The 15,361-nt window shown below is 74.4% G+C and carries 14 protein-coding genes; 8 read left to right on the top strand and 6 right to left on the bottom strand.

The window, feature by feature from the left end:
- Positions 1 to 8: 8 nt before the first annotated feature.
- Both ACFYWG_RS03645 and ACFYWG_RS03640 read left to right on the top strand, forming a co-directional pair.
- The gene (locus ACFYWG_RS03645) at positions 9 to 956 is read left to right on the top strand and encodes a GlxA family transcriptional regulator (RefSeq protein ID WP_389199027.1); all 948 of its coding nucleotides are present in this window, start codon (positions 9 to 11) and stop codon (positions 954 to 956) included.
- Between the two features lie 206 nt (positions 957 to 1,162).
- A complete protein-coding gene (locus ACFYWG_RS03640; RefSeq protein WP_383511028.1) occupies positions 1,163 to 1,555 on the top strand; it encodes a VOC family protein in 393 nt (130 codons plus the stop codon).
- 134 nt (positions 1,556 to 1,689) lie between these two features.
- Here ACFYWG_RS03640 and ACFYWG_RS03635 read toward each other — a convergent pair whose 3' ends face one another.
- On the bottom strand, positions 1,690 to 1,986 hold the full coding sequence (locus ACFYWG_RS03635; RefSeq protein WP_376330034.1) for a DUF4235 domain-containing protein: 297 nt from the start codon (positions 1,984 to 1,986) through the stop codon (positions 1,690 to 1,692).
- 63 nt (positions 1,987 to 2,049) lie between these two features.
- On the bottom strand, positions 2,050 to 3,084 hold the full coding sequence (locus tag ACFYWG_RS03630; RefSeq protein WP_383511540.1) for a glutathione S-transferase family protein: 1,035 nt from the start codon (positions 3,082 to 3,084) through the stop codon (positions 2,050 to 2,052).
- A gap of 140 nt (positions 3,085 to 3,224) precedes the next feature.
- Between ACFYWG_RS03630 and ACFYWG_RS03625 the strand changes: the two genes are divergently transcribed.
- On the top strand, positions 3,225 to 4,145 hold the full coding sequence (locus tag ACFYWG_RS03625) for a cation diffusion facilitator family transporter (protein ID WP_383511550.1): 921 nt from the start codon (positions 3,225 to 3,227) through the stop codon (positions 4,143 to 4,145).
- 157 nt (positions 4,146 to 4,302) lie between these two features.
- Here the strand turns inward: ACFYWG_RS03625 and ACFYWG_RS03620 are convergent, their stop codons facing one another.
- Together ACFYWG_RS03620 and ACFYWG_RS03615 are read right to left on the bottom strand one after the other, a co-directional pair.
- On the bottom strand, positions 4,303 to 4,755 hold the full coding sequence (locus ACFYWG_RS03620) for a nitroreductase family deazaflavin-dependent oxidoreductase (protein ID WP_376330038.1): 453 nt from the start codon (positions 4,753 to 4,755) through the stop codon (positions 4,303 to 4,305).
- 103 nt (positions 4,756 to 4,858) lie between these two features.
- The gene (locus ACFYWG_RS03615) at positions 4,859 to 5,491 is read right to left on the bottom strand and encodes a LysE family transporter (protein ID WP_389199023.1); all 633 of its coding nucleotides are present in this window, start codon (positions 5,489 to 5,491) and stop codon (positions 4,859 to 4,861) included.
- A 361-nt stretch (positions 5,492 to 5,852) separates the two neighbouring features.
- On the opposite strand from ACFYWG_RS03615, the gene ACFYWG_RS03610 reads away from it, so the two are divergent.
- The 5 genes from ACFYWG_RS03610 to ACFYWG_RS03590 all read left to right on the top strand — a co-directional run bounded on the left by ACFYWG_RS03610 (position 5,853) and on the right by ACFYWG_RS03590 (position 11,493).
- Positions 5,853 to 7,049, top strand: a complete 1,197-nt coding sequence (locus tag ACFYWG_RS03610; RefSeq protein ID WP_385421329.1) for a cytochrome P450 — start codon at positions 5,853 to 5,855, stop codon at positions 7,047 to 7,049.
- 13 nt (positions 7,050 to 7,062) lie between these two features.
- Complete coding sequence (locus ACFYWG_RS03605; RefSeq protein ID WP_376330042.1) at positions 7,063 to 7,275, top strand: ferredoxin; 213 nt, start codon at positions 7,063 to 7,065, stop codon at positions 7,273 to 7,275.
- Positions 7,276 to 7,313: 38 nt separating this feature from the next.
- Positions 7,314 to 7,853, top strand: a complete 540-nt coding sequence (locus tag ACFYWG_RS03600) for a flavoprotein (protein ID WP_389199020.1) — start codon at positions 7,314 to 7,316, stop codon at positions 7,851 to 7,853.
- 103 nt (positions 7,854 to 7,956) lie between these two features.
- A complete protein-coding gene (locus ACFYWG_RS03595) occupies positions 7,957 to 8,925 on the top strand; it encodes an aldo/keto reductase (protein ID WP_389199018.1) in 969 nt (322 codons plus the stop codon).
- A gap of 324 nt (positions 8,926 to 9,249) precedes the next feature.
- Positions 9,250 to 11,493 carry a ricin-type beta-trefoil lectin domain protein gene (locus ACFYWG_RS03590; RefSeq protein WP_389199016.1) on the top strand — a complete coding sequence of 748 codons (2,244 nt, stop codon included), beginning with the start codon at positions 9,250 to 9,252 and terminating at the stop codon, positions 11,491 to 11,493.
- Positions 11,494 to 11,511: 18 nt separating this feature from the next.
- Here the strand turns inward: ACFYWG_RS03590 and ACFYWG_RS03585 are convergent, their stop codons facing one another.
- Positions 11,512 to 12,741 (bottom strand): SLC13 family permease, encoded by a 1,230-nt coding sequence (locus ACFYWG_RS03585; protein ID WP_376330049.1) that lies wholly within the window; start codon positions 12,739 to 12,741, stop codon positions 11,512 to 11,514.
- A 159-nt stretch (positions 12,742 to 12,900) separates the two neighbouring features.
- Positions 12,901 to 15,288: a SpoIIE family protein phosphatase gene (locus tag ACFYWG_RS03580; protein ID WP_376330051.1), complete on the bottom strand. Its 2,388-nt coding sequence runs from the start codon at positions 15,286 to 15,288 to the stop codon at positions 12,901 to 12,903.
- Positions 15,289 to 15,361 lie beyond the last annotated feature (73 nt).

The following is a 15,361-nucleotide window of genomic DNA, read 5'->3' as shown; positions in this document are numbered from 1 at the left end:
ATCGTGCCATGCGACGTGAGCGAGTGGTGGTCCTGGCCCTGGACGGGGTCTATCCCTTCGAGCTGGGCATCCCCAGCCGGATCCTGGGCGCGGCCGACGGCCGCTACGAGGTCGTGACCTGCTCGGTCGACGGCGGCCCGGTGCGCACCAATGCGGACTTCGGCGTGACCGTGGAACACGGCCCCGAAGCCCTGGCCACCGCCGACACGGTGGTGATCGCGCCCGTGGCCCCCGACCGGATGGGCGCGGAGGTCCCGGCGAAGGTCCTGGCCGCGCTCGCCCTCATCCGCCCCGGCACGCGTATCGTCTCCATCTGCACGGGTGCCTTCGTCCTGGCCGCCGCCGGCCTCCTCGACGGGCGGCGGGCGACCACCCACTGGCAGGTCGCCGACCACTTCCGGCGCATGTTCCCCCACGTGGAGCTCGACCCGGACGTGCTGTTCGTCGACGACCACCCGTTCCTCACCTCGGCCGGAGCCGCGTCCGGCGTGGACATCTGCCTGCACCTGGTCCGCAAGGACCACGGCAGCGAACTGGCCAACAGCGTCGCCCGGCGCTGCGTCGTCCCGCCGTTCCGGGACGGCGGCCAGGCCCAGTACATCGAGCAGCCCGTCCCCGAGCAGGGTGCCGCGAGCACCGCGGCCACCCGCGCCTGGGCGCTGGAGCGGCTGGGCGACCCGCTCACCCTGGCCGACCTCGCCGGCCACGCCCGGATGAGCCTGCGCACCTTCGCCCGCCGCTTCCACGACGAGGTGGGCCTCAGCCCCGGCCGCTGGCTGATCCAGCAGCGCGTGTCCCGGGCCCGTCACCTGCTGGAGTCCAGCGACCTCACGGTGGACCAGATCGCCGGGCGGGTGGGCTTCGCGACCGGGGCCTCGCTGCGCCAGCACCTGCACGCGGCCATCGGCGTGTCCCCGCAGGCGTACCGGCGGACGTTCCAGACCGCCGCGCGCTGAGTCACCCGCACTGCCGTCCCTGTGGCGCGCACGGCCGCCCGGACCGGCGCGCCCTCGCGCAGCACCGGGGACCGTGCCGCCCGCCACCGCAACTCGGGTGCGGCAGAAGCTGGTTGAACGCCGAGTGATTCGGCCCGGCCGGGATATCCGCACAGTAAGGGGCCGGGGACACGACCGTTCCGCGGCCAGGATCCTGCGGAGGAGACATGGCACTGGTGAAAGCGGGGGTCCTCGTGCTCGACTGCGCCGAGCCCGAGAAGCTCGCCGTGTTCTACAAGGAACTGCTGGAAGGGGAGGAGTCGGACGCGACGGCGAACCGGGTGGAGATCAAGACCTCCGACGGGTTCCGGATCGCACTGCGCCGGGACGTCAACGCCACGCCGCCGAGCTGGCCGCGTCCCGAGAACTCCCTCCAGGCGCACCTGGAGTTCGTCGTCGACGACCTCGACGCGGTGGAGCGCCGCGTCGTCAGTCTCGGCGGACGCCCCCTGGACGCCAAGGACGCCTCGGGGCCCCTGGAGGAGCGGGGCTACTCCGACCCGGCAGGCCACTCCTTCACGCTGCGCCGCACTCCGCCGACCGCCCCCAAGCAGGGCTGATCCCGGCCGGTCGGCGCCCGCCCGTCCGGGCAGGGGCCGCCAGGTCCGCACCACCCCGCGCACACCTCGGCCCCGCCCGGTCGCGTACCGGGCGGGGCCGAGGTGCTGTCGGTCCGGGCGGGGCCGAGGTGTCCTCAGTCCCGGCCGCCCTTCTCCCCGGCCGGCCAGGTGCCGGTCGAGCGCTCGATCGCCTTCGCGCCCGCACGGTCCACCGCGCTGCGCACCACGGCGAAGATGGCACCCTGGATCGCGGCGGCCAGCAGGACCTCGCCCCAGCCGCGGTCCTTGTCCAGCGCGTCGGGGGCGTCCTCCTCGTGGCGGATGGCCATCCACGTCTTGCGGAAGGCGAGGCCGCCCAGCCAGCCGCCCGACCAGCCGAGCACGAAACCCAGCGGCTGGTAGGCGAGGGACATCTTCTTCTTCTTGGCCATCAGGCAGTCTCCTTGGTCGTTCGATGAAGGGGATGAGACACAGTCGGGCAGTCGGTCGGTCGGTCAGTCGGTCCCAGGGGTGTGCGCCGCCGGGACGCGCTCCTCGGGGCGGACGGGGCCGGGCGGCGTGCCGTCGCCGAACGGACGGCCGCCCAGCTCCTCGCGGTGATGCGGGGTCAGCCACCCGGACAGGTCCGGCCCGAGCGGCACCACGCGGGTCGGGTTGATGCCCGTGTGGACCTGGTAGTAGTGCCGCTTGATGTGGTCGAAGTCGACCGTGTCGCCGAAGCCGGGCGTCTGGTACAGGTCGCGCGCGTACCCCCAGAGCACCTGGTTCTCCGTCAGCTTCCAGCGGTTGCACTTGAAGTGGCCGTGGTACACCGCGTCGAACCGGACCAGCGTGGTGAACAGCCGGATGTCCGCCTCGGTGATCGTGTCACCGACGAGGTACCGCTGCCGCTCCAGCCGCTCGGCCAGCCGCTCCAGACGCCGGAACACGCTCGCGCAGGCGGCCTCGTAGTCCTCCTGGGTGTGGGCGAAGCCGGCCCGGTAGACACCGTTGTTGACGTCCTCGTAGACGTCCGTCATCACCTCGTCGATCTCGTCGCGCAGTCGGTCCGGGTACAGCTCCGGTGCGCCTTCCCGGTGCAGGGCCGTCCATTCGGTCGCGAAGTCGAGTGTGAGCTGCTGGTAGTCGTTGGTGACCAGCTCGCCGCTGGGCACGTCCACGATCGCGGGCACGCTGACACCACCCGGGCAGCCGGTCTCGCGGGCGTCGTAGGCCTCACTCAGGTAGCGGATGCCGAGGACCGGGTCACGGCCGTCCTCGTCCAGGGTGAACCGCCAGCTGCGGTCGTCCTGGATCGGGTCGGCCACGGCCAGGGACAACGCGTCCTCCAGGCCGAGCAGGCGGCGTGAGACCAGCGACCGGCTCGCCCACGGGCAGGCCCGGCTGACGACCAGGCGGTAGCGCCCGGCCTCCACGGGCCAGCCGTCCCGGCCGTCGGCCGTGATCCGGTCGGCGAAGTGCGCCTTGGACCGCTTGAACGCCTTCCTCCCGTAGGCACTGTTGCCGTCGTCGCCGTCGTCGCGGCTCATGGGGGTGACCTCCTCAGCCGTATGGGGATCCTGGTGAACGCGTTCCCCGTTTTCCGCGGACGGCACGGTATGAGCACCGCCGACCGGGGCAATCGGCGGAGGTGACTGAAGAAGGAGCTGATCGCAGGACACGCGTCACCGTGCTGGTGGCGCTGGCGGCCAACCTGGTGATCGCGGCCGCCAAGGCCGTCGGCGGCCTCGCCGCGGGGTCACCCGCACTGCTGTCGGAGGCGGCGCACTCCGTCGCCGACAGTCTCAACGAGGTCTTCCTGCTGGCGGCCCTGCGCCGCAGCCGCCGACCCGCCGACCGCCGCCATCCCTTCGGCTACGGCAAGGAGCGGTTCTTCTGGTCGCTGCTCGCGGCCGTCGGGATCTTCGTGATGGGGGGCTGCTTCTCGTTCTTCCAGGGCGTCGAGGCCCTGCTGAACGAAGGGGAGGAGGACCTGGGCGGCTACGTGGCGGGCCTGGTCGTGCTGGGCGTCGCGCTGCTCGCGGAGGGCGGTTCGCTGCTGCGGGCGCTGTACCAGGTGCGCCGGCAGGGCGGGGCGGCCGCCGGGATGCGCGACCCGGCGCTGCGCACCGTCGTCGCCGAGGACGGCACCGCGGTGCTGGGCGTGACGCTGGCCATCGTCGGCATGGCCCTGCACATGGCCACCGGCCAGGTGATCTGGGAGGCGTCGGCCTCCCTGGCGATCGGCGGGCTGCTGGTCTACGTCGCCTACCGGCTGGGCCGGGAGGCCCGTGACCAGCTGATCGGCGAGGCGGCCGACCCGGAGGCCAGCGGGCGGATCCAGGCGCTGCTGCGGGCCCAGCCGGAGATCGACAGCGTCGAGGCGCTGTTCACCATGAAGACCGGCCTGGACACGGCCCTGGTGGCGGCCCGCGTCGACCTGGTGCCGGGCCTGGACAGCGAGCGGGTCGAGGAGGTCGCCGTGCGCATCAAGCGCTCGATCGCGAACACGGTGCCCGAGGCCCACCAGATCTTCCTGGACGTCACCGACCGGCCGGCGCGCGAGGCAGCGGAAAGCCCCGCCGCGACGGGGGAGCGCGGCGGGGCCTGACGGACGCATGCCCCGTCCCCGGGGGTTCACGCCCCCGGGGGGAGGCACTTCCTCGGACCGGCCCTTCGCGCGGCGCGGCCGGCCGCACCGACCGGGTCCTCGGAGGCATCTCATCCGGGGATCCGGGCCCGGCTTCCCGCCCGGTCCCGGCCGGGGCTCAGCCCTCGTGGGCCGGGTCGGCCGGTTCCAGGAGGAACACCGGGATCTCCCGGTCCGTCTTCCGCTGGTAGTCGGCGTAGTCGGGGAACGCCGCGACGGCGCGCTCCCACCACTCGGCCTTCTCGGCCCCCGTGATCTCACGGGCCGTCATGTCCTGCTTGCGCGGACCGTCCTGCACCTCCACGAGCGGGTGGGCCTTGATGTTGAAGTACCACACCGGGTGCTTGGGGGCGCCGCCGAGGGAGGCGACGGCGGCGTAACGCCCCTCGTGCTCCACGCGCATCACGGGCGTCTTGCGCAGCTTGCCGCTCCGGGCACCCCGTGAGGTCAGGACCACGACCGGCATCCCCCGCAGGGTCGTGCCCTCGGTGCCGCCGGAGCTCTCGTACAGTTCCACCTGCTTGCGCACCCAGTCCTCCGGACTCGGTTCGTACTCTCCCTGGAGAGGCATCGCGTTCCGTCCCATCGTCGCGTTCACGGCTGTTGCCTGAACACAACACCATTGCGCACGCGCTTCATCCGCAACCGGGCGGGGCGTGTCCCGTGCCGCGCCCTCACCCCGGCGCGAGCGCCATCCGCAGGGCCAGGGCCGTCATCACCCCGCCGGCCGCCAGTGCCGTCACCAGCCGTCCCCGACGTCCCGTCAGCGCCCGTCCCAGCAGCGCCCCGCCGCCCGCCAGCATGACCTGCCAGCTCGCCGAGGCGGCGAACGCGGCCAGCACGAACACGCCCTGCTCCAGCGGGCCGGCCGGCCCGGTGGTCCGGGTGCCCAGCACCAGGGCGGCGAAGTAGATCACGGTGGTGGGGTTGAGCAGGGTGATGCCGAGCAGCCCGAAGTAGGCCCGGGCCGGGCCCGGGGGAGGGGGAGCGGACCGGGTCGCGAGCCGGTGACCGCGGTACTCGCGCAGCGCGCCGGCCGCGCCCCACGCGGCCAGCGCCAGCAGCACCAGGACGCAGACCCAGCGCAGCGGACCGAGCACCGGCCGCAGCGCGGAGGCCAGGGCCGTGCCCCCGAGCGTGGCGGCCAGGGCGTAGAGCCCGTCGGCGGTGGCGACGCCGAGGGCGGCGCACACCCCGGTGCGCAGGGTCGTCCGTGCGGTGAGGGAGACGAGGTAGGCCCCGACGGCGCCCACGGGGACGGCGATGCCGTATCCGGCGAGCAGCCCCGCGACGAGCGCGCCGGTCATGACCGCGGCGCGGTCGGCCCTCCGCGGTGGCCGGACTGCTGCTGTCGGCGCGCGGCGCAGGTGGCGTCGGACAGGTGCAGCGGAGGAGTGTGTGAAGACATGGCTGGATCCTGGGGTCCGCCCCGCCCCGGCGACAACCGGTTTTCGCCCCGGGGACGGCCCGCGCCCCGGCGGGGGATCCGGGCGGGCCCTCACCGCACCGCGCACACACCGGGCCCGCACGGCGGGTTCGAACGGGGGGACGGTCATCCCCGGCCATGTTGCCGCCGTCGGCGATCTGGCCGAACTTCCCGTCGCCTCATAGGTGCCTGAGGCATCTAATGACAATCGGCACGACGCACTCCACGTCTGCGAGGTCTTCATGACGGACACCACCGCACCCGTCGCCTTCCCCCAGAACCGGACCTGCCCCTACCACCCGCCCGCCGCCTACGACGCGCTGCGCGCCGAACGGCCCCTGACCCGGATCACCCTCTACGACGGCCGCGAGGCCTGGCTCGTCAGCGGGCACGCGACCGCCCGCGCGCTGCTGGCCGACCCGCGCCTGTCGTCCGACCGCGACCGCCCCGGCTTCCCCGCCACCACCGAGCGCTTCGCGGGCATCCGCGACCGCCGCGCCGCACTGCTCGGCGTCGACGACCCCGAGCACCGCAGGCAGCGGCGCATGGTCGTCGGGGACTTCACCTTCAAGAAGGCCGTGGAGCTGCGGCCGCGCATCCAGCGGATCGTCGACGAGCGGCTCGACGCGATGATTGCCCAGGGCCCGCCCGCCGACCTGGTCGGCGCCTTCGCGCTGCCCGTGCCGTCCAGGGTGATCTGCGCCCTGCTCGGCGTCCCGTACGACGACCACGACTTCTTCGAGACCCAGTCCCGCCGGCTGCTGCGCGGCCCCGAGACCGCCGACGTGCTGGACGCCCGCGACCGGCTGGAGGCCTACTTCGGCGAACTGATCGAGCGCAAGCGGCGCGAGCCGGGCGACGGCCTCCTGGACGACCTGGTCCGGCGGCAGCTGCACGACGGCGCCCTCGACCGCGACGGTCTGATCGCCATGGCCCTCATCCTGCTCGTCGCGGGCCACGAGACGACCGCCAACATGATCTCGCTGGGCACCTTCACCCTGCTCCGGCACCCCGAGCGGCTCGCCGAGCTGCGCGCCGACCCGGCGCTGGTGCCGGACGCGGTCGAGGAGCTGATGCGGCTGCTGTCGATCGCGGACGGCATGCTGCGCGTGGCCGTCGACGACATCGAGGTGGCCGGGACGACGATCCGCCGCGGCGAGGGCGTGGTCTTCGCGACCTCGGTCATCAACCGCGACGAGTCCGTCTACCCGGACCCCGACACCCTCGACTGGAACCGCTCCACCCGGCACCACGTCGCCTTCGGCTTCGGCATCCACCAGTGCCTCGGCCAGAACCTCGCCCGCGCGGAGCTGGAGATCGCCCTGCGCGGTCTCCTCGAACGGCTGCCCGCCCTGCGCCTGGCCGCACCGCCCGAGGAGATCCCCTTCAAGCCCGGCGACACCATCCAGGGGATGCTGGAACTCCCCGTGACCTGGTGAGGGGCCCGCGCCCATGCACACCGAGACCGACATCGCCATCGACCTGGACCGCTGCATCGGCGCGGGCCAGTGCGCCCTGACCGCGCCCGGCGTGTTCACCCAGGACGACGAGGGCTACAGCACCCTGCTGCCCGGCCGGGAGGACGGCGGCGGCAGCCCCCTGGTGCGGGAGGCGGCCCGCGCCTGCCCGGTCGGCGCCATCACCGTCTCCCGGCCGGCCGGCTGACCGGTCCGGCCACCGGACCACCCCCTAGGGTGTGCGGGATGACCGCACCGGAACCAGCCCGCGCACCCTTCCTCTACGTCATCGTCTGCGCCGCCGGTGTCGCCGGCGGTGTCGGCGAGCTGATCACCGCGGCGCAGGCGCGGGGCTGGGAGGTCGGGGTCATCGCCACACCGGTCGCGGCGAACGGCTTCTTCGACATCGCCGCCGTCGAGACCCTCACCGGCCGGCCCGTCCGCGCGGCCTGGCGCACCCCGGCCGAGCCGCGCCCCTTCCCCGCACCCGACGCCGTCGTGGTGGCGCCCGCCACCTTCAACACCGTCAACAAGTGGGCGGCCGGACTGGCCGACACCCTCGCCGTGGGCACGCTGTGCGAGGCGGCCGGGCTCGGCGTGCCGATCGCGGTGCTGCCGTGCGTGGCCGGCGCGCTGGCCGCCCACCCGGCCTACGGGGAGAGCCTGCAGCGGCTGCGCGGCATGGGGGTGCGGTTCGGCGAGCCGTACACCGGGGAGCCCCGGGAGGACGGCGGCCGGGCGGAGTTCGGCTGGCAGCGGGCACTGGACCTGCTGGCGGACGACTGACCGCCCGGGCGCGGGGACCGCCCTCGCCCGGAGGGCCGGACCCGGGGCCCGCGCACCCGTACGCTCGCCGTGAACCCCTCCCGAGAGGCAGGAGCAAGCAACGATGCAGTACGTGAAGCTCGGTTCGACCGGCCTGGACGTCTCGCGGATCTGTCTGGGATGCATGACCTACGGGGTGCCCGACCGCGGCACGCACGAGTGGACCCTGGACGAGGAGGCCGCGCGCCCGCTGATCCGGCAGGCGGTCGAGCAGGGCATCACCTTCTTCGACACGGCCAACGTCTACTCCGACGGCACGAGCGAGGAGATCGTCGGCCGGGCCCTGCGCGACTTCGCCCGGCGGGACGAGATCGTCCTCGCCACCAAGGTGCACGGCCGGATGCGGCCGGGGCCGAACGGCGGGGGACTGTCCCGCAAGGCGATCCTCACCGAACTCGACCACAGCCTCGCCCGGCTCGGCACCGACCACGTCGACCTCTACCAGATCCACCGCTTCGACCCGCACACCCCGGTCGAGGAGACCATGGAGGCCCTGCACGACGCCGTCAAGGCCGGCAAGGTCCGCTACATCGGGGCGAGTTCGATGTACGCCTGGCAGTTCTCCAAGATGCAGTACACCGCGCGGCTGAACGGCTGGACCCGGTTCGTCTCCATGCAGAACCACTACAACCTGCTCTACCGCGAGGAGGAGCGCGAGATGCTCCCGCTCTGCGCCGACCAGGGCGTGGGCGTGCTGCCGTGGAGCCCGCTGGCCCGGGGCCGGCTCACCCGCGACTGGGGCACCACCACCGCCCGCAGCGCCACCGACACCTTCGGCAGCACCCTCTACCAGGAGGGCGACCGCGCCATCGTCGAAGCGGTCACCCGGATCGCCGGCGACCGGGGCGTCCCGCGTGCCCGGGTCGCCCTCGCCTGGCTCCTCGCCCAGGACACGGTGGCGGCCCCGATCGTCGGGGCGTCGAAGCCGGAGCACCTGCGGGACGCGGTGGCGGCGGTCGACCTCGCACTCGGCGAGAAGGACCTGGAGGAACTCGCGAGCCCGTACACCCCCCACCCCATCGCCGGGCACTGATCCTGCGCGGCGGGCCCCGGCCGCCCGGCCGGGGCCCGCCGCGTGCCTTTTTCGGGGGCGTGATCCGGCGAATACACGGTGGCGAAAACAAGATGGCCGATACCACGATCCGGCCGCGCGCCGTGATTGACATTCTGTCAAAAGGCGCTGGTTGCGTGCCCAATGAGCGAAACCGTGCGATCGCTTGTTCCGTCTCGTTGACCTGTGCAAAGGTGTGCCCTGTCGGCGTGTCCAGAACACGCCGATCTTTCGTGCGCGCGCGGCCTCCCGGTCGGCAAACCCCTTGGTACGGACTATTCGGCATGTCCCTGAGAGGAATGCAGTGTGAAGGACGCAGGCCCGTCGAATTCCCCGGACCCGGTCCGCAGGTACCGCCCGACGGACGAGCAGCTCAGCGCCGAACTCCGCACATGGACCGGCGCCACGCCCGCACTGCACCCCGTCGGCGAACTCCTGGACCGGCACTGGGAGGCGGCCTTCGCCTACGCCCGCCTGTGCACCGACGGCCCGCGCCCCGCGGGGATGCTCACCACCGCCGCGTTCACCCGGCTGTTCGGCGAGAGCCTGCGGCAGAACGGCCCGACCTCGGCCTGGCGGCCGCATCTCCTCGTCACCGTACGGCGCATCGCGGCCGAGTGGTCCGGTGACCACCGCCGCGAGATGCTCCACCCCGATCTCCTGACCGGCGGCGCCGACACCCCGCACCCGGCCGCGCGGCTGCTGCCGGTGCCGCACCGCCGCCTGCTCACCGGGGCGTTCCAGCGGCTGCCCCAGTCCGCGCGCTGCCTGCTGTGGCACGTCGAGGTCGAACGGGAACCGCTCGCTTCCCCGGCCGGGCTGCTCGGCCTCGACGAGGAGAGCGCCCGCGTCGAACTCGGCCGTGCCCGCGACCGGCTGCGCGAGGAGTGCCTCCAGCTGCACCGTGAGCTCGCTCCCGACGAGGAGTGCCGCCGCTATCTGCGTCTGCTCGACGTGACGTACCGTCGGGGCGGCCTGAACATCGACCCGGATCTACGCGCGCACATCGACGGCTGCCTGCACTGCAGCGCCGCGGCCGACCAGCTGGACCGGTTCAACGACGGACTCGGCACGGCCCTGTCCGAAGCCGTCCTCGGCTGGGGCGGAGCGGAGTACGCGCGGAGCAGGACGGGCACCGACCCGGACCCCTCCCGGCCCGCCGAACCGACCCCGGACCCGCCGTCCCCCGCCGGCTTCACGGCCCTGGCCGCCGGCACCCCGCACGGCCCCCCGGGTCACCGCCGGGACTTCACCGCCAAGGGCAGCGCCGCGTTCGGTCACGGGGCCGTGCCGCCCCCTCCCGTCCCCGCCTCCGATCCGGTGGCGCCGGTTCCGGCGGCCGACCCCGACCCGGTGGCGCGGGCCCGAGCGGTCTTCCCCGACCCTGCCGGCCCTGCCGGTGCTCCCGACCCCGTGACGCTCGCCGGTGCGATCGGGGAGTCCTTCACCGACCCCGGCGGCCCGGCACCGGCGCCCGCCCCGCCCCGGCCCGGACCCCCGGGCGAGGCCGCGACGGCGGCCGGGCACGCCCCGCTCGGCCAGGACGCTCCCCCCGTCCCACCCGTGGCCCCGCCGGCCGGGGACGCACCCCGCGACGCACCCGCGCCGCGCCCGCAGGGCGTGGGCCCCCGCACCGCCGCCCGCCGCGCCGCCCAGAAGGCCGCCCGCCGTACCGCACGCCGCCGGAACGTCACCGCCGGCGTCCTGACCGCCGGGGGTCTCGTCGTGCTCCCGCTGGTCCTGTGGAACCTCGGCGGCTCCGGCGACGGCCCCCCGGCCGGAGCGCAACGGCAGACCGAGGCCCCCGACACCCAGGAGCCGACCACCGAGCCGTCCTTCGTCGGCGCGAGCCAGGCCGGGAAGGACACGCTGCGCGGCCGGCTGCGCAACGCCGACTCGGACCTGTGCGTCGGCCTCGACGGGGGCAAGGCGGTCGAGGGCGCCGAGGCCCTGCTCACCGACTGCGGCTCGGACCCGGCCCTGCAATGGGTCTACGAGACCGACGGACTCCTGCGCAGCGGCGCCGACCCCAACCTGTGCCTCGACTCGGGCCTCGGCTACTCCGTGCGGCTCGCCCCCTGCGCGGGCCCGTCCGCAGCGGACGCCCAGGACGTCCGCTACGACTTCACCCGGCAGGGCGCCCTCGTGCCCCGGTCGGACGAGAACCTGGCCCTGACCCCGTCCGCGACGGACGGCTCGGGCGCCCTGGTCCTCAAGACCCGGGCCGACGACCCGGTGCAGCGCTGGGTGATCGACACCTCCAAGGCCGATCTGCGCATGCAGGCGGTCACCTGGAACGCGCCCGCCCCGGCCCGGCCGCCCGCGCCCGCCTCCACCCCGCCGGCGCGCCCGGAGCCGACACCGACCCCCGCGGCGACCACCCCCGGCCCTTCACCGAGCAGCCTGGAACCCACCGCCGTCCCCTGCCCGCGCTACGCCTACCACTGCGACGAGGACGGCGGGTACGGGCAGCCCGGCTACGGCTACCCGGGCTACGGCTACGGCGGTCCCCGCGGCGGCCACGGACACGTCGGGGACGGCCGCCGCTGACCGGTGCGCCGAGGGCGCTCAGGGGCCGACGACGTTCAGCGACAGCCACAGCGCCGCCACGGCCGGAACCAGCGCGGCCGGCACCGCGAGCAGGCCGAGCCGCGTGAACTCGCCGAGGCCGATCCGGTGACCCTGCTGCTGCGCGATCCGCCGCCACAGCAGGGTCGCGAGGGACCCGGCGTACGTCAGGTTCGGGCCGATGTTGACCCCGATCAGCACGGCGAGCACCACTCCGGGCCCGGCCCCGGCGGTCAGCGGCAGCAGCACCAGCACGGCCGGCAGGTTGTTGATGAGGTTGGCCAGCACCGCGGCCAGGACGGCCACGGCCAGCAGCGCGAGCAGGCCCGTCCCGCCGGGCAGCACCCGCCGCAGCGCGTCGGCCAGCCCGTGGTCGACGACCGCCCGGACGACGACGCCGAGGGCCAGCACGAACGCGAGGAACGCCGGGGCCGCCGAGCGCACCACCGTCAGCGGTGTCGCCTTCCGCCGCACCAGCGCGCGCCCGGCCAGGACCAGGGCACCCGCCAGGGCGGCCCACGCCGGGGAGATCCCGACGGCCGAGGCGACGACGAACCCGGCGAGGGTGCAGCCGACCGTGACCAGCGCGAACAGCGGCAGCGGCTCGGCGGGCCCGGCCGGGCCGGGGGAGGGGAGGGGGGTCGCGAGCTCGCGGTCGAAGAAGCGGCGGAACACCAGGTACTCGGCGATGATCGCGACCAGCCACGGCAGCGCCATGAGGGCCGCGAAACGGGTGAAGGTCAGGCCGCTCGCCGCGAACGCCAGCAGGTTGGTCAGGTTGGAGACCGGCAGCAGCAGCGAGGCGGTGTTCGACAGATGGGCGCAGGCGTACAGGTGCGGACGGGCCTCGACGCCCATGCGGGTGGCGGTGGCGAGCACCACCGGAGTGAGCAGGACGACCGTGGCGTCCAGGCTGAGCACCGCCGTGATCAGGGAGGCCAGGACGAACACGGCGGTCAGCAGCCGCACGGGCCGGCCCGCGGCGCGGCGGGCCGTCCACGCCCCGCACGCCGTGAACAGTCCCTCGACGTCGCAGAAGTGGGCCAGCACCAGGACGGCCGCGAGGAAGCCCACCACCGGCCCCAGCCGCTGGATCTCCTCCCAGGCGTGGCCGGGGGAGACGATGCCCGCGCCGACGGCCAGGGCGGCGGCGGGCACCGCCAGCACCGCCTCGGGCAGCCCGCGGGGCCGGGCGACGGCGAACAGGAGGACGGCGACCAGCAGCGTCACGGACAGGACTGCGGCGAGCGGGGTGTTCAGGGCGGGGTCCTCCGGGACGGGGTCACGACGTGCCCGCCCATGAAACCAGCCCTCGGTAAGAACTCCGCGAGAGCCCTGCCCGCCGCCGGTCCGGCGCCCGCGGGTGGGGCGGCGGACGGCGGAGCCGCGTCAGAGCTCCTCGACCAGCGCCAGCTCCGCCCAGATCGTCTTGCCCTCCGCGTTGTGCCTGCTGCCCCAGCGCTGGGTCAGCTGGGCGACCAGCAGCAGTCCCCGGCCGCCCTCGTCCCAGGTCTTGGCCCGGCGCAGGTGCGGCGCGGTGTGGTTGGTGTCGGACACCTCACAGATCAGCGTGGCCGCGTCGTGGATGAGCCGGAGCCTTATCGGCGGGGCGCCGTAGCGGATGGCGTTGGTCACCAGCTCGCTCACCACCAGCTCGGCCGTGAACGTCGCCTCGACCAGCCCCCAGCGTTCGAGCTGGTCCACGACCTGCTTGCGGATGGGGGCCACCAGGGCCGGGTCGGCCGGGATGTCCCACGTGGCGACCTGGGAGGACGGCAGGCCGCGGGTGCGCGCCAGCAGCAGGGCCACATCGTCGGCGGAACCGCCCGGCGGGAGCAAGGAGTGCAGCACCCGGTCGCACGTCTCGTCGAGGGAGTCCGAGGGGATCGACAGGGCTTCCAGGACCATCCGGGTGCCCGCGTCGAGGTCCCGCTCCCGGCCGGCCAGCAGGCCGTCCGTGTGGAAGGCCAGGACGCTGCCCTCGCGCAGCTCCACGTCGACGCTCTCGAACGGCAGCCCTCCGACGCCGAGCGGCGGTCCCGAGGGCACGTCGAGCCGGCGCGCCGGACCGTCGGGCGGGGCCACCAGCGGCAGCGGGTGCCCGGCGCGGGCCAGCGAGCAGCGCCGGGACACCGGGTCGTACACCGCGTACAGGCAGGTGGCGCCGACCTCGCCGGTGCCCGCGTCCCCGCCGGACTCCAGCGACAGCCTTACCACCAGGTCGTCGAGGTGGGTGAGCAGTTCGTCCGGGGCCAGGTCGATGTCGGCGAGCGTGCGCACGGCGGTGCGCAACCGGCCCATCGTGGCCGAGGCCTGGATGCCGTGGCCGACGACGTCCCCGACGACCATCGCGACCCTCATCCCGGACAGCGGGATCACGTCGAACCAGTCGCCCCCCACACCCGAGCGGGTGGCCGGCAGATAGCGCGAGGCCGCCTCGACGGCCGCCGTCCGCGGCAGCGTCCGGGGCAGCAGGCTGCGCTGCAGGGTGAGGGTCGTCTCCCGCTCGCGGGAGTAGCGGCGCGCGTTGTCGATGCAGACGGCGGCCCTGGCCGTGACCTCCTCGGCCAGCAGGACGTCGTCCTCGGTGAAGGGCTCGGGGCGCCGGAAGCGGGTGAACACGGCGACGCCGAGGGTGGTGCCGCGGGCCGTGAGCGGGACCGACATCGTGGAGTGGACGCCGTACTCGCGGATCCGGCTGAAGCGCGCCGGGTCCCAGGCGAGCCACCGCTCCAGATCGTCCGCGGAGCCCGAGGCGACGACCGTGTGGCCCGCGGACAGGGAGGCGGCCTGCGGGGAGGTCTCCGGGTAGAGGTCCGTCTGCCCCGGCTTGGCGACCGCCTCGGGGTCGCCCGGGTTGACCGACCGGTGGGCGACCCGGCGCAGGGCCACGGGCGGTGCCGGCGGCCCGGCGGACTCCTCGCCGTGCTCCCGGGGGTCCAGCAGGTCGACGCTGACGAAGTCGGCGAGGGCCGGGACGCACACGTCCGCCATCTCCTGCGCGGTGCGGGTGACGTCGAGGGTGGTGCCGATGCGCACGCTCGCCTCGTTGACCAGCTGGAGCCGCTCGCGCGAGCGGTACTGGTCGGAGAAGTCGTGGGCGGTCACGCACACGCCCCGCACCCGGCCCGAGGCGTCGGTCAGCGGGGCCATCCGGGCCAGCCACGCGTGCGGCCCGCGCGTCTCGCCCCCGGCCTTCATGTACGTCTGCATGTCCTGCCGCCGGCCGGTGCCCAGCACCTGGCGCAGACGCTCCTCCAGCTCCCTGTTCTGCGGCCGGCTGCCGATGTCGGTGGGCCTCAGGCCGAGCAGCCGCTCCGCGGGCAGGCCGACGAGGTCCGCCATGGCGTCGTTGACCCCGCGCAGCCGCAGCCGCTCGTCGTAGATCATCGTGGCGCAGGGCGACTGGCGCAGCGCCGCGCGCACCAGCGGGTCCTCCTCGGGCAGCCCGTGGGGCGGTCCGTGCCGCGGGGACACGGCGAGCCAGTCGGTCGTCTCCGGGCCGTCAGGCGGCCGGCGGTGGGCGAGCACCCAGACCGGCACCGGGTGCCCGTCGCGGTGACGGAGGGTGAGAGTGCCGCTCCAGCGCTGCTCGCCCTCGACACGGGGCCGTGCGGCGCCGTCGGCCAGGAGCCCGGCGGCCGGGCGCCCCACCACCTCGTCGGCGGTGTGACCCAGCAGGCGGCGGGCGCCCTCGTTCCACTCGGTGAGCGTGCCGTCCACGGCGATCACGGCACGGGCGGCCGCACCCTCGTCGAACGCATCGTCCGGGCTCATCGTCGCCACTCCATACGGACACTCTCAGTGAACGGAAGCGCCACCAGAGTCCCAGACTAGTGCGTGGGCGCCC

Source organism: Streptomyces sp. NPDC003456, assembly GCF_042878735.1.
In the GTDB taxonomy this organism is placed as follows: domain Bacteria; phylum Actinomycetota; class Actinomycetes; order Streptomycetales; family Streptomycetaceae; genus Streptomyces.
Note: the sequence above shows the minus strand (reverse complement) of the source record. Positions and strands in the feature narration are given on the sequence as shown.